The sequence below is a fragment of the Pseudomonas resinovorans NBRC 106553 genome (genome assembly GCF_000412695.1).
GTDB classification, from domain to species: domain Bacteria; phylum Pseudomonadota; class Gammaproteobacteria; order Pseudomonadales; family Pseudomonadaceae; genus Metapseudomonas; species Metapseudomonas resinovorans_A.
In genome coordinates, this window is the sequence record NC_021499.1 from 1,089,674 (window position 1) to 1,107,416 (window position 17,743).

The following is a 17,743-nucleotide window of genomic DNA, read 5'->3' on the forward strand; positions in this document are numbered from 1 at the left end:
GCTGAGTGGAAAACCTCGCTCGCTGGTTGATGCGTGTCCTGCGCTGGTCCCTGGGGATCTGCGCCCTGTTCCTGGTGCTGGCGGCGCTCTATGTCAGCCTCGGGCGCGAACTCGTGCCCCTGGTGGCCGAGTACCGCGCCGAAGCCGAGGAGAAGGCCTCCGCCGCCCTTGGCCGGCCCCTGCGGATCGGCAGCCTGGAGGGCCGCTGGCATGGGCTGGCGCCGCTGCTGATCGTTCACGACCTGATGCTCGGGGAGGGCGACAGCGCCCTGCGCCTGGACCAGGTGCGGGTGGTTCCGGATGTGTTCGGCAGCCTGCTGGCCCAGCAGCTGCGCATCGCCCGTCTGGAACTGGATGGCGTCCAGCTCGGGTTGAGCCAGGACGCGGACGGCAAGTGGCACCTGGAAGGCTTCGCCGCCGGTCCCGACAAGCCCACGCCCGCCCCGCGCCAGGTACGCGATGCGCTACGACGCATCGGCCACGTCTCGGTGCTCAACAGCCAGCTCACCCTGGAACCTCATGGGCAGCAGCCCGTCAGCTTCACTCATGCCAATTTCAGCCTGCGGGCCAGCGGCAGCCGCCAGCGTCTGGACGGCCGCATCGAGCTGCCCGACCAGCAGCCCCTTGCCTTGCGCCTGCGTACCCGGTTGAACGCCGACACCTGGTTGCAAAGCGAGGCCGAGCTCTACCTCAGCCTGCCGCAGAGCGACTGGTCCCGCTGGCTGCCCGCCAGCCTGACCGGTGAGTGGCACCTGCAGCGCCTGCAGGCCGGCGGTGAAGCCTGGGCCGAGTGGAGCAAGGGCGGCCTGCAGCGCGCGGTCGCCCGGCTGCACGCACCCGAGGTGCGCGGCGCCTATGCCAAGCGCAAGGCGGTAACCCTCGGCAACCTGGGTCTGAACGCCTACTTCACGCGCACCGACCAGGGCTTCCAGCTGTTGCTCGATTCCCTGGCCGCGAACATCGACGAGACGCGCTGGGGTGAGGCGCACCTGCGTATTGATCACCAGGCCGGCGAGCAGCCCCTGTGGCGACTCAATGCCGACCGCCTGGACCTGGCGCCGTTGCTGCCAGTGGTGGATGCCCTGGTGCCACTGCCCGAAGCTGCCGCGCAGGCGGTGGCCGCACTCAAGCCCCGTGGCGCCCTGCGCAACGTCAGCCTGACCTACCGTCCGCAGCAACAGGACGCCAAGCGCCTGGAGTTCAGCGGCAACCTCAGTGGCATCGGCTTCGAGGCCTATCATGGCGCTCCCGCCGTGGAGAACGTCAACGGCAGCCTGGTGGGTGATTTCCAGCAGGGCGAGCTGCGCCTGAACACCAACGACTTCGCCTTGCACCTCGACCAGTTGTTCCCCACGCCCTGGCGCTATCGCCAGGCGCGGGCGCGGCTGACCTGGCGCCTGGACGACAACGCCTTCACCCTGGCCAGCCCCTTCATGCGCCTGAGCGGCGAGGAGGGGGAAATCGCCGGGGACATGCTGATCCGCCTGATGCGCGACCCCGCCGCCGAGGACTACATGGACCTGCGCGTCGGCCTGCACGACGGTGACGCCAGCTATACCGAGAAGTACCTGCCGACGCGTTCGCCGGGATTCAGCCCGGCCCTGGCCAAGTGGCTCAAGGAAGCCATTCGCAAGGGCGCGGTGGACGAGGGCTTCTTCCAGTACCAGGGCTCCCTGGCCCATGGCGCCGATCCGGCGGCCCGTTCCGTCAGCCTGTTCTTCAAGGTGCACGACGCCGAACTGGCCTACCAGCCCGGCTGGCCGGAATTGCGCGAGGCCCGTGGCGAAGTCCTGGTCGAGGACAGCGGCGTGCGCGTGCGGGTGCCGGACGGGCGCATCCTCGACAGTCGGGTGAGCGATGCCACGGCCGCGGTGCCCCATGTGGAGCCCGGCCAGGTGCCGCGCCTGCAACTGGATGCGCAGCTGGACAGCAGCTTCGCCGACGGCCTGAAGATCCTTCAGGAAGCGCCCATGGACACCGCCGCGATCTTCGCCGGCTGGCAGGGCGAAGGCAGCCTGGACGGCAGCCTGAAGCTGGATATTCCCCTGGAGAAGGGCCATCCGCCCCATGTGGTGGTCGATCTTGCCACCCAGGACGCACAACTGAAGATCCCCCGTCCGGAGCTGTCCCTCAGCCAGCTCAAGGGCGCCTTCCGCTACGACACCGACAGCGGTCTTAGCGCCAAGGATATTCGCGGCCGAGCCTTTGGCCGCGAGGTACATGCCAGGGCCCAGGCCGAAGGCAGCAAGGGCAAGGCCCGTTCGCGCATCTTCGCCGACGGCAGCATCACCCTGAAGGACCTCACCGCCTGGCTCGGGGTGACCCAGGCGCTGCCGGCGTCGGGGACGCTGCCCTACAGCCTCAACCTGAGCCTGGATGGCAAGGACAGCCAGCTGCGCATCGACTCCAGCCTCAAGGGCCTGACCATCGATCTGCCGGCGCCTTTCGGCAAGGACGTCGACCTGGCCCGGGAGACCAGCTGGCGCATGACCCTGGAAGGCGACGAGCGGCGCTACTGGCTGGACCATGGCGGGCTCGTCAGCCTGGCCATGGCGGCGCCGGTGGGCAAGTTCGAAGAGGCCCGCGGCGATCTGGTGCTGGGTGGCGGCACGGCCAGCTTGCCGGGCGACAAGGGCCTGCGCGTGCGCGGGCGCATCGAGCAGCTGGATACCGCCCCCTGGATGGCGCTGGCCAAGCAGTACCTGCCCAAGGATGGCGCCGAGAAGGCGCGCCTGTTGCGCGAAGCCGACCTGGAAATCGGTCGATTCAACGGTTTCGGCACCAGCCTGGAGAACCTCAAGGTCAACCTGGATCGCTCCGCCACCGGCTGGAACCTCGGCCTGGACAGCTCCCTGGTGAAGGGCCGGGTGATTCTGGCCGACGCCAAGGATGTGCCGATCGATATCCACATGACCGAGGTGCGCCTGCCCAAGCCGCCCGAGAACGAGGTCGAAGCCGACGCCAAGCCCGACCCGCTGGCGGGCGTCGACCCGCGACAGGTACCGGCGCTGGATGTGCGAATCGACCAGGTGGTGCTTGGCGATGCGCCGCTGGGCGCCTCGTCGTTCAAGGTGCGGCCGAACGCCAAGGGGCTGGCCTTCAATGACCTGGACCTCAACCTCAAGGGGCTCAAGGTGGGTGGCGTGGCGGGTTGGGAAGGCGACGCCCAAAGCAGCGCCTCCTGGTACAAGGGGCGCCTGGAGGGCAAGAACCTGGCCGACGTGCTGAAGGCCTGGAACTTCGCGCCCTCGGCCACCAGCGAGCGCTTCCGCCTGGACGCCGATGGCCGCTGGCCGGGATCGCCGGCCTGGGTCAGCCTCAAGCGCTTCTCCGGCTCCCTGGACGCCAGCCTGCACAAGGGCCAGTTCGTCGAAGTGGAAGGCAGCGCCCAGGCCCTGCGGGTATTCGGCCTGCTCAACTTCAACGCCATTGGCCGGCGCGTTCGCCTGGACTTCTCCGACCTGTTCGACAAGGGCCTGGCCTACGATCGGGTCAAGGGCTTGCTGGTGGGCAGCGAAGGGCGTTTCGTCACCCGCAAGCCGATCACCCTGGAAGGTCCTTCCACCGGGCTGGAGCTGGACGGCACCCTCGACCTGCCGGCCAGCCGTATCGACGCCACGCTGCTGGTGACTCTGCCGCTGACCACCAACCTGCCGCTCGCCGCGCTGATGGTCGGCGCGCCGGCCATCGGCGGCGCGCTGTTCGTGGTCGACAAGCTGCTGGGGGACAAGGTGTCTCGCATCGCCAGTGTGCGCTACAGGGTTGAAGGTTCGCTGAAGAACCCCAAGTTCACTTTCGAGAAGCCATTCGAAAAGCCTCATTGAAGCGCGCTATCGCAGCTTGAGTTAGCATGCATCCCATGCCTTCTGCGGAGATTTCGATGTCCCTTGCCGTGATTCAGATGGTTAGCCAGGACGATGTCCTGGCCAACCTCGCCAGCGCCCGGCGCCTGTTGGAGCAAGCCGCCGAAGGCGGTGCCCGGCTGGCCGTGCTGCCGGAGAACTTCGCCGCCATCGGCCGCCGCGACCTGGCCCAGCTCGGCCGCGCCGAGGCCCTGGGCGAGGGGCCGATCCTGCCCTGGCTGCGCCAGACGGCCCGCGACCTGCGCCTGTGGATAGTGGCCGGGACCCTGCCGCTGCCGCCTGACGGTCGCCCCGAGGACAAACCCAATGCCTGCTCGCTGCTGATCGACGAGCAGGGCGAACGGGCGGCGCGTTACGACAAGATTCACCTGTTCGACGTGGACGTGACCGACAATCGGGGCCGTTACCGCGAGTCCGATGACTATGCCCACGGCGCCGAGGTGGTGGTGGCCGATACACCGGTTGGCCGCCTGGGCCTGACCGTTTGCTATGACCTGCGCTTTCCCGAGCTCTATGGCGCCCTGCGCGAGGCCGGCGCGGAACTGATCAGCGCGCCCGCGGCCTTTACCGCCGTCACCGGGGCCGCCCACTGGCAGGTGCTGGTACGCGCCCGCGCCATCGAAACCCAATGCTATGTGCTGGCGGCCGGCCAGGGCGGAACGCACCCCGGGCCAAGGGAGACCTTCGGCCATTCGGCCATCGTCGATCCCTGGGGTCGGGTCCTGGCCGAACAGGCCCGCGGCGAGGCGGTATTGTTCGCCAATCGCGACGCCACCGAACAAGCGGCCATCCGGCAACGCATGCCGGTCAGCACCCACAGAAGATTCATGACGCCGGCCACTCCTGGGCCGGCGCGTACGGAGTAGTTATGAGCGACCTCTTGTTATCCGTCAGCGAGCACCTGCTGGCGCCAGGCGACCTCAGCATCGAGCGGCTGCCGGAGATTCTCGGCGAGCTGGCCGGCCCCGGCATCGACGCCGCCGACCTGTACTTCCAGGGGCAGGTTTCGGAGTCCTGGGTGCTGGAGGACGGCATCGTCAAGGAAGGCAGCTTCCACCTCGACCAGGGTGTGGGCGTGCGCGCCCAGTCCGGCGAGAAAACCGGCTTCGCCTACAGCAACGCCATTACCTTCGATGCCCTGCGTCAGGCGGCACGGGCCGCGCGTTCGATTTCCCGCGCCGGCCAGGAGGGTCGCGTCCAGGCCTTCGCCAGCCCGCAGATCACCCGCCTGTACGATTCCAGCAGCCCGCTGGACGTGATCAGCCGTGCCGAAAAGGTCGAGTTGCTGAAGCAGGTCGACGTCGCCACCCGCGCGCTGGACCCACGCATCAAGCAGGTCACCGTGAGCATGGCCGGGGTCTGGGAGCGCATCCTGATCGCCGCCAGCGACGGCAGCCTCGGCGCCGATGTACGCCCGCTGGTGCGCTTCAACGTCAGCGTGATCGTCGAGCAGAACGGTCGCCGCGAGCGCGGGGGCCATGGTGGCGGCGGTCGTACCGACTACCGCTATTTCCTCCAGGAAGATCGCGCCATGGGCTACGCCCGCGAAGCGCTGCGCCAGGCCCTGGTGAACCTCGAGGCGGTGCCGGCCCCGGCCGGTACCCTACCGGTGGTGATGGGCGCGGGCTGGTCCGGCGTGCTGCTGCACGAGGCCGTCGGCCACGGCCTGGAAGGTGACTTCAACCGCAAGGGCAGCTCGGCCTATAGCGGCCGCATCGGCGAGAAGGTCGCGTCCAGCCTCTGCACCATCGTCGACGACGGTACCCTGGCCTATCGCCGTGGTTCCCTCAGCGTCGACGACGAGGGCACCCCGACCCAGTGCACCACGCTGATCGAGAACGGCGTGCTCAAGGGCTACATGCAGGACAAGCTCAACGCGCGCCTGATGAAGGTGGCGCGCACCGGCAACGGCCGGCGCGAGTCATACGCGCACCTGCCGATGCCGCGCATGACCAACACCTACATGCTGGCGGGCGAAAGCGACCCGCAGGAGATCATCGCCTCGGTGCAGCGCGGCATCTACTGCGCCAACCTCGGCGGCGGCCAGGTGGATATCACCAGCGGCAAGTTCGTCTTCTCCACCAGCGAGGCCTACCTGATCGAGAATGGCAAGATCACCACGCCGGTGAAGGGCGCGACCCTGATCGGCAACGGTCCGGAAGCCATGAGCCGGGTGTCCATGGTCGGCAACGACCTGGCGCTGGACAGTGGCGTGGGTACCTGCGGCAAGGACGGTCAGTCAGTGCCGGTGGGCGTGGGTCAGCCGACCCTGAAGATCGATGCGATCACCGTAGGCGGGACGGGGGCCTGATGACCCCCGAGCGACGGGCTCCAGGCCGCAGGCAGCGAGCATGCTCGCCCTGGGCCTCGGGTCTTGCGTACGGGCTCAGCGCAGGCCGCGCTTGGCTTCGTCCAGGTCGCGGATGTACTTGAACACTTTGCGCGCGGCAGCCGGCGGCTTGTTATGGGCCGCCTCGTGCTGGGCGTGACGGATCAGGCCGCGCAGGTGCTGGCGGTCGGTTTCCGGGTAATCGGCGACGAAGCTTTCCAGGGCGGTGTCGCCACCTTCGATGAGGCGGTCGCGCCAGCGCTCCAGGGCGTGGAAGCGCTCGTTGTACTCGCGGGTGGAGCTGTCGAGCTGGTCGATCAGGGCGACGATCGCTTCGACGTCCTGCTCGCGCATGAGCTTGCCGATGTACTGGATGTGGCGTTTGCGGGCGACGTTCGCCTTGTGCTTCGGTGCTTCGGCCAGGGCTCGCTGCAGGGCGTCGCTCAGCGGCAGCTTGGCGAGGACGTCGGCCTTGAAGGTGGTCAGGCGTTCGCCGAGCTCTTGCAGGGCGTGCAGCTCGCGTTTGACCTGGGATTTGCTCTTCTCTCCGGAGAAGTCGTCGTCGATGAATTCAGACATGGGGGTGGTCCAATGGGAAACGCCGCCATGATAACCAGTCGGGGCCTCCTTGTCCGGCCCGGCTGGCGCCGCCGCAGCGCGGCAAGTACGGCGCGGCGCCAGGTGGCGCGCGTCGTGTGGAAGAATTTTTGAACTGGAGTGGCTATGAGTGAAGTAGAAGTGGTCGGCCCGGAAGCCTTGCCGGAACTGCAGTCGCGGGTCGAACGCATCCTCGCCGAGGCCCGGCGCCAGGGCGCCAGCGCCTGCGAGGTGGCTGTTTCAGTGGAGCAGGGGCTGTCCACCAGCGTCCGTCAGGGCGAGGTGGAGACAGTCGAATTCAACCGTGACCAGGGTTTCGGCATCACCCTGTACGTCGGGCAGCGCAAGGGCTCGGCCAGTACCTCGGCCAGCGGCGAGGACGCGATCCGCGAAACCGTCGCGGCGGCCCTGGCCATCGCCAAGCATGCGTCCGAGGACGAGTGCGCGGGCCTGGCCGACGCGGCGCTGATGGCCCGCGAACTGCCGGACCTGGACCTCTACCACCCCTGGTCCATCACCCCCGAGCAGGCGGTGGAGCAGGCGCTGCTCTGCGAGGCGGGGGCCTTCGCCACCGACAAGCGTGTCAGCAAGGCTGACGGCACCACCCTCAACACGCACCAGGGCTGCCGCGTCTACGGCAACAGCCATGGTTTCGTCGGCGGTTACGCCAGTACCCGGCACAGCCTGAGCTGCGTGATGATCGGCGAAAGCGACGGGCAGATGCAGCGCGACTACTGGTACGACGTGAACCGCATCGGCAGCCAACTGGCCGACCCGGCGAGCATCGGCCGTCGCGCCGCCGAGCGCACCGCGGCCCGTCTGGGTGCGCGTCCCGTACCCACCTGCGAAGTCCCTGTGCTGTTCGCCGCCGAATTGGCCACGGGCCTCTTCGGCAGCTTCCTCGGTGCGATTTCCGGCGGCAACCTCTACCGCAAGTCCTCCTTCCTCGAAGGCACCTTGGGCCAGAGGCTGTTCCCCGAGTGGCTGTCCATCGACGAGCGGCCGCACATTCCCCGTGCCATGGCCAGCGCCACCTTCGACAACGATGGCCTGGCGACCTACGCCAAGCCGTTCGTGGAGAAGGGCGAACTGGTGTCGTACATCCTCGGCACCTACTCCGGACGCAAGCTGGGTTTGCCAAGCACGGCCAACGCCGGCGGGGTGCACAACCTCTTCGTCACCCACGGCCAGGAAGACCTGACGGCGCTGTTGCGGCGCATGGGCCGCGGCCTGTTGGTGACCGAGCTGATGGGGCAGGGCCTGAACATGGTCACCGGCGACTACTCCCGTGGCGCCGCCGGCTTCTGGGTGGAGAACGGCGAAATCCAGTTCCCGGTCCAGGAAGTGACCATCGCGGGCAACCTCAAGGACATGTTCCGCCAGATCATCGCGGTGGGCAGTGACCTGGAGCTGCGCGGCAATATCCGCACCGGTTCGGTGCTGATCGAGCGGATGACCGTGGCCGGCAGCTGACCGCCAGGGCTTTCCCCGCTGTTGAAAACGCGCCCATCCGGGCGCGTTTTTCATTTCCCGGACGCGACAGTCCGTCTGTTGCGCTTGCGCTGCTATCCACCAAAGTGTTTATCATTCTCAAATGTAAATCAAAATCATTTGAGGATTGCCATGCTCGATCGATTCCAGGCCCAGTCCCTCGACAATGATTGGCACTGGCAGGCCAACCGCATCCGTTGCGCCCTCGCCCCCGACGATCCCTGGCTGCTCGAGCGCTTCGTATCCCTGTCCTCGCAACATTTCCGCCATGGCCGAGCTCCCGCCTGGCGCGCCCAGGAAGTCGTCTTCCGCCTGCTGCTGGACACCGCCGCCGACCAGGCCTTGCCCTGGCACTGGCGCTGTCTGTGTCTGGATCACGCCTACCGCCCGCTCTGGGCACTGCGCAGCCTGGCCACCGATACCTCCAGCCGGAAACGGCTGCAGGGCCTGCAGCGGCGCCTGTCGTCACTGGTGCTGCTGCCGTCCCTGGATTTCCACGAACCGCAAGAAGGAATGCAACGTGACTGACATTCGAATCGAGCGCGACAGCATGGGAGAACTGGCGGTGCCCGCCGAGGCGCTCTACGGCGCCCAGACCCAGCGCGCGGTGAACAACTTCCCGGTATCCGGGCTGCGCATGCCGGAAGCCTTCGTACGCACCCTGGTCCTGGCCAAGGCCGCCGCGGCGCGAGCCAACGTCGACCTGGGGCAGGTCGAGGCGGCCATGGGCGATGCCATCGCCGGCGCCTGCCAGCAACTGCTCGCCGGCGAGTGCATGGCGCACTTCCCGGTGGATGTGTTCCAGACCGGCTCGGGCACCAGTTCCAACATGAACGCCAACGAGGTCATCGCCACCCTGGCGAGCCGCCTGCTGGGCGACAAGGTCAATCCCAACGACCACGTCAACTGCGGTCAGAGCAGCAACGACATCATCCCCACCACCATCCATGCCAGTGCCGCCATCGAGCTCAACGAGCGCCTGCTGCCGGCGCTCGGCCACCTGCTCAAGGTGCTCTGCGAGAAGTCCCTGGAGGTGCAACCCTTCGTGAAGACCGGCCGTACCCACCTGATGGACGCCATGCCGGTGCGCATGAGCCAGGTGCTGGACGGTTGGGCCCAGCAGGTGCAGGCCAACATCGAGCAACTGCGCAGCCTGCAGCCGGCCATCCAGCAACTGGCCCAGGGCGGTACGGCGGTGGGCACCGGTATCAACGCCCACCCGCAGTTCGCCGCCACCTTCTGCCGCGAGCTCGGTACGCTCACCGGGCTGCGCTTCACCCCGGGCAGCAACTTCTTCGCCCTGATCGGTTCCCAGGACACCGCCGTCGCCCTGTCCGGCGCGCTGAAGACCACCGCCGTAACGCTGATGAAGATCGCCAACGACCTGCGCTGGATGAATTCCGGCCCCTTGGCCGGCCTGGCCGAGATCGAGCTGGAAGCCCTGCAGCCGGGCTCCTCGATCATGCCGGGCAAGGTCAACCCGGTGATCCCCGAGGCCACCGCCATGGTCGCGGCCCAGGTGATCGGCAACGACGCCGCCATCACCGTCGCCGGTCAGTCCGGCAACTTCGAGCTGAACGTGATGCTGCCGGTGATCGCCCACAACCTGCTGGGCAGCCTCGAATTGCTCAGCAACGCCAGCGGTCTGCTGGCCGACCGCGCCATTGCCACGTTCACCGTCAACCAGGGCAAGTTGCGCGAAGCGCTGGATCGCAACCCGATCCTGGTGACCGCGCTGAACCCGATCATCGGCTACCTCAAGGCGGCGGAAATCGCCAAGCGCGCCTATCGCGAGGGGCGTCCGATCATCGATGTCGCCGAGGAAAGCACCGACCTCGGCCGCGCCGAACTGGAACGCCTGCTCGATCCCGAGAAGCTGACCGCTGGCGGTCTCTGAGCGTAAACCGGGGCGCCGCAGCGGCGGCGCCTTCCCACCCCGAGGAGGGCGGACCATGGAGCACTGGAAACTCACCATCACCGCGGGCAATCACTGCTTCAACGGCGGTGACTGGATCGAGGCGCGGGAGCTTTACCTGCAGGCCATCGGTCAGGCGCAAGTGCTGTTCGAACGTTGGCCGAACGCCGAGGAAGCCGTCGCCGCGCTGGTGATTTCCCATCACAACCTGGCCGACCTGCACCTGATGCTCGGCCAGCCGGAGGAGACCGCCGAGCACCTTTGCGCCAGCCATGAGCGGCTGCTCCAGGCGCTGGGCGATGGGCGCTTGCCCGGTGCCCTGCGCGAGGCCGCCTTGCGCCACAGCCGCACCACCTACACCAGCCTGCTGGAGTTCATCGGCGAGTACGGCGCCTATCCGCGCACCGACCGCCTGCTCGGCATTGGCCGTACCCCGCCAGGCCCGACCGGCCGTTTCGCCGCTGTCAGCCGCGTCCACCATTGATCAAGGAGCTGTCGATGTCCCACCAACTGCCCACCCTGCCGTATGCCTACGATGCCCTGGAGCCGCACATCGATGCGCAGACCATGGAGATCCACCACAGCAAGCATCACCAGACCTACGTGAATGGCCTCAATGCCGCGCTGGAGGGGCATCCCCTGGCCGCGCTGCCGGTGGAGCAATTGCTCCAGCGCCTGGACGATCTGCCGGCCGAGCTGCGTCCGGCGGTGATCAACCATGGCGGCGGCCATGCCAACCATGGGTTGTTCTGGATGGTGATGTCGCCCTCCGGCGGCGGTGTGCCCGAGGGTGAGTTGGCGGCGGCCATCGACGCCGAGCTGGGTGGTTTCGAGCGCTTCAAGGAGGCCTTCACCAAGGCAGCGCTGACCCGCTTCGGCAGTGGCTGGGCCTGGCTCAGCGTCACCAAGGCCAAGCGCCTGCTGGTGGAAAGCTCGGCCAACCAGGACAGCCCGCTGCTGCAGGGCAACACGCCGATCCTCGGCCTGGACGTCTGGGAACACGCCTACTACCTGCGCTACCAGAACCGCCGGCCGGAGTACATCGGTGCCTTCTACAACGTCATCGACTGGGCTGAAGTGGCCCGTCGTTACAAGCAGGCGATGGCCTGATTCCGCGGCGGAGGATGTCCCTCCGCCGACACCCATTCGACCCGACAAGATCCCCCCATGCAGACTTCCCTGATTTCCAGTAGCCGTTCCGTCCGCCAGTTCATCGGTGCCCTGGTGGTGATGGTCGGCCTCACGCTCCTGTCGATGCAGGCGATGATGGCCTTGCAACCTCTGCTGGAACCACACCTGTGGCAAGCGCTGCGCGCCGGTTCGCTCTGCGCCCTGGGAACGGCGCTGGGGGCGCTGCCGGTGCTCTTTCTGCGCAGCATCTCGGCGCGGTTGTCGGACGGCCTGCTGGGGTTCGGTGCCGGCGTGATGCTCTCCGCCACGGTGTTCTCCCTGCTGATGCCGGGGTTGGAGGCGGCCGGTGACCTCGGCTTCTCCAAGTGGTCGGCGGGAGGCCTGATGAGCGTTGGTCTGCTGCTCGGCGCCACCGGCCTGTTCGTGCTGGGGCGGTTTCTGCCGCAGCAGCCGCCACGGCTGGATGGGCAGTTTTCCATCACGCCGCGGGTCAAGCTCTTCGTCATCGCCATCGTCTTGCACAACATTCCAGAGGGAATGGCGGTTGGCGTGGCGGCGGGCGCGGGCCTGCCAGGCGCCGACGGCCTGGCGCTGGGCATCGCCCTGCAGGACATCCCCGAGGGGCTGATCATTTCGCTGGTGCTGGCGGGGGCTGGCATGTCCCAGGGGCGGGCGCTGCTGATCGGCGCGGCATCGGGACTGGTGGAGCCGCTATTCGCGGTGCTCTGCGCCTGGCTGGTTCAGGTCTCGGTGCTGCTGCTGCCCTGGGGTCTGGCACTGGCCGCGGGTGCGATGCTCTTCGCCGTGGTCCACGAGATCATTCCCGAGTCCCATCGCAATGGTCACGAGACGGCTGCCAGCCTCGGGCTGGCGGTGGGGTTCTGTCTGATGATGGTGCTGGATACCGCGCTGGCCTGAGAGGGCCGGAGGGTCATTCGCCTTCGTCGAACTTGTTGTTTATCAGCTCGATCAGGGCGGTCAGGGCATCGTCGTCCTGGTCGCCATCGGTGTGCAGGTGGATGGGCGTGCCCTTGCCGGCGGCGAGCATCATCACCGCCATGATGCTCTTGCCGTCCACCAGGCTCTCGGGGGTGCGGCCCACGCGGATCTGGCAGGGATAGCGACCCGCGACGCCGACGAACTTCGCCGCCGCCCGGGCATGCAGGCCGAGCTTGTTGATGATGGTGATCTCGCAGGCGGGCATCGCGGTTCCAATCCTTCTAGCTGAGGTCGCGGTGGCGAACCTGGACATTCTTCAAGCTGGGTTTCAGGGCCGCGCCCAGGCGCTCGGCGATGTAGACCGAACGGTGGTGTCCGCCGGTGCAGCCGATGGCGATGGTGACATAGGCGCGGTTGCTGGCGGCGAAGCGCGGCAGCCACTTGCTCAGGTAGCCGTGGATATCCTGATACATCTCTTCCACGTCCGGTTGCCCGGCGAGGTACTCGGCGACGGCCGGCTCCAGTCCCGAGTGCTCGCGCAGTTCGGGCTTCCAGTACGGATTGGGCAGGCAGCGCACGTCGAACACCAGGTCGGCGTCCACCGGCATGCCACGCTTGAATCCGAAGGATTCGATGAGGAAGGCGGTGCCGGGCTCGGGCTGGTTCAACAGGCGCAGCTTGAGGCTGTCGCGCAGCTGGTAGAGGTTGAGATGGGTGGTGTCGATCTTCAGGTCGGCGAGGTCCGCGATCGGCGCAAGCAACAGTTCCTCGTCACGAATGGCTTCGGCAAGGGAGCGGTTGTCGTTGGTGAGCGGGTGGCGCCGACGGGTTTCGGAGAAACGCTTTAGCAGCGTGTCGTTCTCCGCGTCGAGGTAGAGCAGGTCGCACTTGATGTGGCGGGCGCGGGCCTCGGCCAGAAGCTCCGGAAAACGCAGCAGCTGGCTGGGCAGGTTGCGCGCGTCGATCGACACCGCGACCAGGGGCTGCAGCAGCTCGGTGTGCAGCAACGCTCGTTCGGCCAGCTCGGGAAGCAGGGCGGCCGGCAGGTTGTCGATGCAGTAGAAACCGTGGTCCTCGAGAACATCGAGGGCGGTGCTCTTGCCCGAGCCGGAGCGGCCGCTAACGATGATCAGGCGCATGGCAAAACCCTAGCGTCCGCTCTGCACGTCCACCACCACCTGGTACAGGCTGGTGCTGTCGGGCGCCTGGCGAAGGCGCTCGCGCACGTCAGTGCGGTCGAGCATGCTGGCGATCTGTCGGAGCAGCTCGAGATGTTCGTCGGTGGCGGCTTCAGGGACCAGCAGCACGAACAGCAGGTCCACGGGGGCGCCGTCGATGGCGTCGAAATCTACTGGCGCGTCAAGGCGCAGCACGGCGCTGATGGGCGCGGTGCAGCCGGTGAGGCGACAGTGGGGAATGGCGATGCCGTTGCCGAAACCGGTGGAGCCGAGTTTCTCCCGGGCTACCAGGCTTTCGAAAATGTCCTGGTTGTCGAGGTCGGGAAGGTCGCGCGCGACCAGCTTGGCGATCTGTTCCAGTACGCGTTTTTTGCTGCCACCCGGCACGTTCACCAGGGAACGGCCGGGGGTCAGGATTTGCTCAAGTCGGATCATAGGGAGGGGTTCAGCGGGCGGTGGCACCCTGCTGGCGGTTCAACTGCTTTTCCTTGTGCTTGATCAATTGGCGATCGAGCTTGTCGGTGAGCAGGTCGATGGCGGCGTACATGTCTTCATGTTCCGCGTTGGCAACGACTTCGCCGCCGGCGATGTGCAAAGTGGCTTCGATTTTCTGTTTGAGTTTCTCGACCTGCATGATCACTTGCACGTTGGTGATTCGGTCGAAATGGCGCTCCAGACGGTCGAACTTCTCGACAACGTAGTTGCGCAGGGCGTCGGTCACATCCAGTTGATGTCCACTGATGTTGACTTGCATACCGCTTTCTCCTTATTGCCCGTGTGTAAGAGACAGGCTAACGGGCCTGCCACCGGAACACTTTGGCGTGGGTCAATATCCGCGTCACATCAGTCGCTTTCGTTCGCTGGAAGGCGCTATCCCAAGGGATTCACGATACTTGGCTACTGTGCGACGGGCCACTTGAATGCCCTGTGCCTCCAGTAAACCAGCGATCTTGCTGTCGCTCAACGGCTTTTTCGGATTTTCCGCAGCGACCAGTTTTTTGATGATGGCGCGGATCGCGGTAGACGAGCATTCGCCGCCTTCCGAGGTGCTGACGTGGCTGGAGAAGAAGTACTTCAGCTCGTAGATCCCGCGGGGTGTGTGCATGTATTTCTGGGTGGTCACGCGGGAAATCGTCGACTCGTGCATGCCCACGGCTTCGGCGATGTCGTGCAGGACCAGGGGCTTCATCGCCTCTTCGCCGTATTCCAGGAAGCCGCGCTGGTGCTCGACGATCTGGGTGGCGACCTTCATCAGGGTCTCGTTGCGGCTCTGCAGGCTCTTGATGAACCAGCGGGCTTCCTGCAACTGGTTGCGCATGAAGGTGTTGTCGGCGCTGGAGTCGGCGCGACGGACGAAGCCGGCGTAGTGCGGATTGACCCGCAGGCGCGGCACGGCTTCCTGGTTCAGTTCCACCAGCCAGCGCTCGTTGTGCTTGCGCACGATGACGTCCGGCACCACGTACTCGGGTTCGCTGGCTTCGATCTGCGAGCCCGGGCGGGGGTTGAGGCACTGGATCAGTTCGATGATCTGGCGCAGCTCGTCTTCCTTGACCTTCATGCGGCGCATCAGCTGGCTGTAGTCGCGGCTGCCGAGCAGGTCGAGGAAGTCGGCGGCGAGGCGCTGGGCCTCCACCAGCCAGGGCGTGCCCGAGGGCAGCTGGCGCAGTTGCAGGATCAGGCACTCGCGCAGGTCGCGTGCGCCGATGCCGGCGGGCTCGAACTGCTGGATGCGGTGGAGGACGACCTCGACCTCGTCCAGCTCGATACCGAGCTCGGGGTCGAAGGCTTCGACGATCTCGGCGAGGGTTTCCTCGAGATAGCCGTCGTTGTTGATGCAGTCGATCAGGGTGACCCCAATCAGGCGATCGGTGTCGGACATCGGCGCCAGGTTGAGCTGCCAGAGCAGGTGGCTCTGCAGGCTTTCGCCGACCGAGGTGCGCGAGGTGAAGTCCCACTCGTCGTCATCGTTGCTCGGCAGGCTGCTGGCGCTGGTCTGGTAGACGTCTTCCCAGGCGGTGTCGACGGGGAGTTCGCTGGGGATGCGCTCGTGCCATTCGCCGTCTTCCAGGGCTTCGGCGTTGGTCTGGACGCTGGACTCCTGGAAGCTGGAATCCTGGTTGCCGGAATTGGACTGCTGGTCACCTTCGGCCATGGGGTCGGAGGTGTCGAAATCGTCGCCATCCTCCTGCCGCTCGAGCATGGGATTGGACTCCAGCGCTTCCTGGATTTCCTGTTGGAGGTCCAGGGTGGAGAGTTGGAGCAGGCGGATGGCCTGTTGCAGCTGAGGAGTCATCGTCAGCTGCTGGCCCATCTTCAGGACTAGCGATGGTTTCATGGCAGGGGGCTTAGCACCTTATTCGCCGGCGCTCTCGCGCCATCCACTACAGGGCGCCGAAGCGCCACCAGGAAGCAAATTATATGCCTGACCTTGAAGGATTTTCCCAGCTCCTGCAACCCATCTTGTAGGTGCTTGCGCGGGAGACTACAGGCGGAACTCGTGGCCCAGGTAGACTTCCTTCACCAACTGGTTGGCCAGAATGGCTTCCGCGTCGCCTTCGGCGATCAGTTGTCCGTCACTGACAATGTAGGCCGTCTCGCAGATATCCAGGGTCTCGCGGACGTTGTGGTCGGTGATGAGCACGCCGATCCCCTTGGCCTTGAGGTGGTGGATGATCTGCTTGATGTCGCCTACGGAAATCGGGTCCACGCCGGCGAAGGGTTCGTCCAGCAGGATGAATTTGGGCGCGGTGGCCAGGGCTCGGGCGATCTCCACACGACGGCGTTCGCCGCCGGACAGGCTCATGCCGAGGCTGTCGCGGATATGGCTGATGTGGAATTCCTGCAGCAGGCTTTCCAGCTCCTTGCGGCGGGCGGCGCGGTCGAGTTCCTTGCGGGTCTCGAGGATCGCCATGATGTTGTCCGCCACGCTCAGCTTGCGGAAGATCGAGGCTTCCTGCGGCAGGTAGCCGATGCCCGCGCGGGCGCGGCCGTGCATGGGCTGGTGGGTGACGTCCTGCTGATCGATCAGGACGCGGCCCTGATCGGCCTTCACCAGGCCGACGATCATGTAGAAGCAGGTCGTCTTGCCCGCGCCGTTGGGGCCGAGGAGGCCGACGATCTGGCCGCTGTCGATGGACAGGCTGACGTCGCGGACCACCTGGCGGCTCTTGTAGCTCTTTGCCAGATGCTGGGCTTTGAGAGTCGCCATTACTGTGCTTTCTGCTCTTTCTTCTTCGGCTGTATGACCATGTCGATGCGCGGGCGCGGAGTGGTCACGCTGCCACCGGTGGCGCGGCCCGCGTTGACGATCTGGCGCTGGGTGTCATAGACGATCTTCTCGCCTTCGAAGGTGTTGCCTTCCTGGACCACCTTGGCCTGGTCGAGCAGGATGATGCGCTCGTTGGCAGCGAAGTACTGGATGGTCAGGCCGTAGGCCTTGACGATTTCCTTGTCCGCGGCCGGCTTCTGCTCGTAGTACGCGGGCTTGCCCACCGAGGTGAAGACTTCGACGTCGCCGGCCTCGTTCTGGGTGATCGTGACGGTGTCGCCAGTGATCTTCATGGTGCCCTGAGTGATGATCACGTTGCCGCGGTAGACCGCGACGCCTTGTTTGTCATCGAGCTCGGCGCTGTCGGCCTGGACGCGAATCGGTTGGTCGCGGTCCGTGGGCAATGCCCAGGCGGCGGCACTTCCGAGTGCGGTGCCCAGGCTGAGCAACAGGGGGAGGGTTTTAACGAACCTCATGCTGGCCTCTTACGTTGGACTGCAGGAGCATCCTGCCGTCATTCAAGTACGCTTTCATTCCTTGTGCCGTGGTCACCCCATTGGCCGCGTCGATTCTAACGGCTTGCTGGGTCTGCGCATATTCCTGGTCGGGGAATACGGTCAGGCGGCTCGTGGTGAGTATGGTCGGTCGGCCCTTGGCATCGGTGCGGGCCACCCGGACATTATCGATCAATTCCACTTCCTTGCCTTCCGGACCGACTTCGCCGTGTTCACTCTGGACATGCCAGGGGTAGGCGGTGCCGCGATGCAGCAGCAGGTCGGGTTTGGTCAGCAATGTGACATCAGTGGCCTTGATATGTTCGAGGCGGGTGGCGGTGAGCTCGTAGTGGAGCTTGCCGTCTTCCTGGAACTGGGTGCTCTTGCCATCCATCACGTAGAAGTCGATGGCGTTGTCGTCGCCGGCATTCGCCCCCTGGTCCATGAAGCTCTCGGGGCGGATGTTCCAGTAGCCGAGGGCGATCAGCAGCGCCGCAATGGGAATCAGGATGAGCGCCAGTCGAATGTTCTTGGGCAT

At 66.1% G+C, this 17,743-nt stretch carries 18 protein-coding genes; 9 read left to right on the forward strand and 9 right to left on the reverse strand.

All coding sequences use genetic code 11. From position 1 onward, the window contains the following. The first annotated feature begins 5 nt into the window (after positions 1 to 5). The 3 genes from PCA10_RS05035 to tldD are packed head-to-tail and all read left to right on the forward strand — an operon-like array spanning position 6 to position 6,174. Complete coding sequence (locus PCA10_RS05035) at positions 6 to 3,824, forward strand: YhdP family protein (RefSeq protein WP_016490949.1); 3,819 nt, start codon at positions 6 to 8, stop codon at positions 3,822 to 3,824. Between the two features lie 56 nt (positions 3,825 to 3,880). Then, a complete protein-coding gene (locus PCA10_RS05040; protein ID WP_016490950.1) occupies positions 3,881 to 4,729 on the forward strand; it encodes a carbon-nitrogen hydrolase family protein in 849 nt (282 codons plus the stop codon). A 2-nt stretch (positions 4,730 to 4,731) separates the two neighbouring features. Continuing rightward, a complete protein-coding gene (tldD, locus tag PCA10_RS05045) occupies positions 4,732 to 6,174 on the forward strand; it encodes a metalloprotease TldD (RefSeq protein ID WP_016490951.1) in 1,443 nt (480 codons plus the stop codon). A 75-nt stretch (positions 6,175 to 6,249) separates the two neighbouring features. Here tldD and yjgA read toward each other — a convergent pair whose 3' ends face one another. Beyond that, positions 6,250 to 6,771: a ribosome biogenesis factor YjgA gene (gene yjgA / locus PCA10_RS05050; protein ID WP_016490952.1), complete on the reverse strand. Its 522-nt coding sequence runs from the start codon at positions 6,769 to 6,771 to the stop codon at positions 6,250 to 6,252. A 144-nt stretch (positions 6,772 to 6,915) separates the two neighbouring features. Between yjgA and pmbA the strand changes: the two genes are divergently transcribed. From pmbA to PCA10_RS05080, 6 genes are all read left to right on the forward strand, one after another. Continuing rightward, positions 6,916 to 8,262 (forward strand): metalloprotease PmbA, encoded by a 1,347-nt coding sequence (gene pmbA / locus PCA10_RS05055; protein ID WP_016490953.1) that lies wholly within the window; start codon positions 6,916 to 6,918, stop codon positions 8,260 to 8,262. 150 nt (positions 8,263 to 8,412) lie between these two features. Beyond that, a complete protein-coding gene (locus tag PCA10_RS05060) occupies positions 8,413 to 8,808 on the forward strand; it encodes a hypothetical protein (RefSeq protein WP_016490954.1) in 396 nt (131 codons plus the stop codon). After that, on the forward strand, positions 8,801 to 10,177 hold the full coding sequence (fumC, locus tag PCA10_RS05065) for a class II fumarate hydratase FumC (RefSeq protein WP_016490955.1): 1,377 nt from the start codon (positions 8,801 to 8,803) through the stop codon (positions 10,175 to 10,177). The genes PCA10_RS05060 and fumC overlap by 8 nt, the downstream gene beginning before the upstream one ends. A gap of 55 nt (positions 10,178 to 10,232) precedes the next feature. After that, entirely contained in the window at positions 10,233 to 10,679 is a 447-nt protein-coding gene (locus PCA10_RS05070) for a hypothetical protein (protein WP_016490956.1), read from the forward strand. Positions 10,680 to 10,693: 14 nt separating this feature from the next. Beyond that, the gene (locus PCA10_RS05075; protein ID WP_016490957.1) at positions 10,694 to 11,305 is read left to right on the forward strand and encodes a superoxide dismutase; all 612 of its coding nucleotides are present in this window, start codon (positions 10,694 to 10,696) and stop codon (positions 11,303 to 11,305) included. Between the two features lie 57 nt (positions 11,306 to 11,362). Beyond that, entirely contained in the window at positions 11,363 to 12,244 is an 882-nt protein-coding gene (locus PCA10_RS05080) for a ZIP family metal transporter (RefSeq protein WP_016490958.1), read from the forward strand. Between the two features lie 13 nt (positions 12,245 to 12,257). On the opposite strand, the gene PCA10_RS05085 is transcribed toward PCA10_RS05080, so the two are convergent. The 8 genes from PCA10_RS05085 to lptC form a co-directional block, all read right to left on the reverse strand. After that, on the reverse strand, positions 12,258 to 12,530 hold the full coding sequence (locus PCA10_RS05085; RefSeq protein ID WP_016490959.1) for an HPr family phosphocarrier protein: 273 nt from the start codon (positions 12,528 to 12,530) through the stop codon (positions 12,258 to 12,260). A gap of 16 nt (positions 12,531 to 12,546) precedes the next feature. Further along, on the reverse strand, positions 12,547 to 13,404 hold the full coding sequence (gene rapZ / locus PCA10_RS05090; RefSeq protein ID WP_016490960.1) for an RNase adapter RapZ: 858 nt from the start codon (positions 13,402 to 13,404) through the stop codon (positions 12,547 to 12,549). A gap of 9 nt (positions 13,405 to 13,413) precedes the next feature. Next, positions 13,414 to 13,878, reverse strand: a complete 465-nt coding sequence (ptsN, locus tag PCA10_RS05095; RefSeq protein ID WP_016490961.1) for a PTS IIA-like nitrogen regulatory protein PtsN — start codon at positions 13,876 to 13,878, stop codon at positions 13,414 to 13,416. Between the two features lie 10 nt (positions 13,879 to 13,888). Continuing rightward, a complete protein-coding gene (gene hpf, locus PCA10_RS05100) occupies positions 13,889 to 14,197 on the reverse strand; it encodes a ribosome hibernation-promoting factor, HPF/YfiA family (RefSeq protein ID WP_016490962.1) in 309 nt (102 codons plus the stop codon). Positions 14,198 to 14,281: 84 nt separating this feature from the next. Further along, positions 14,282 to 15,778: an RNA polymerase factor sigma-54 gene (locus PCA10_RS05105; protein ID WP_041770139.1), complete on the reverse strand. Its 1,497-nt coding sequence runs from the start codon at positions 15,776 to 15,778 to the stop codon at positions 14,282 to 14,284. A gap of 147 nt (positions 15,779 to 15,925) precedes the next feature. Next, entirely contained in the window at positions 15,926 to 16,651 is a 726-nt protein-coding gene (gene lptB / locus PCA10_RS05110) for an LPS export ABC transporter ATP-binding protein (RefSeq protein ID WP_016490964.1), read from the reverse strand. Then, positions 16,651 to 17,187, reverse strand: coding sequence for a lipopolysaccharide transport periplasmic protein LptA (gene lptA / locus PCA10_RS05115; RefSeq protein WP_016490965.1), 537 nt, complete (start codon positions 17,185 to 17,187; stop codon positions 16,651 to 16,653). The genes lptB and lptA overlap by 1 nt, the downstream gene beginning before the upstream one ends. Then, positions 17,174 to 17,743, reverse strand: coding sequence for an LPS export ABC transporter periplasmic protein LptC (gene lptC, locus PCA10_RS05120; protein ID WP_016490966.1), 570 nt, complete (start codon positions 17,741 to 17,743; stop codon positions 17,174 to 17,176). The genes lptA and lptC overlap by 14 nt, the downstream gene beginning before the upstream one ends.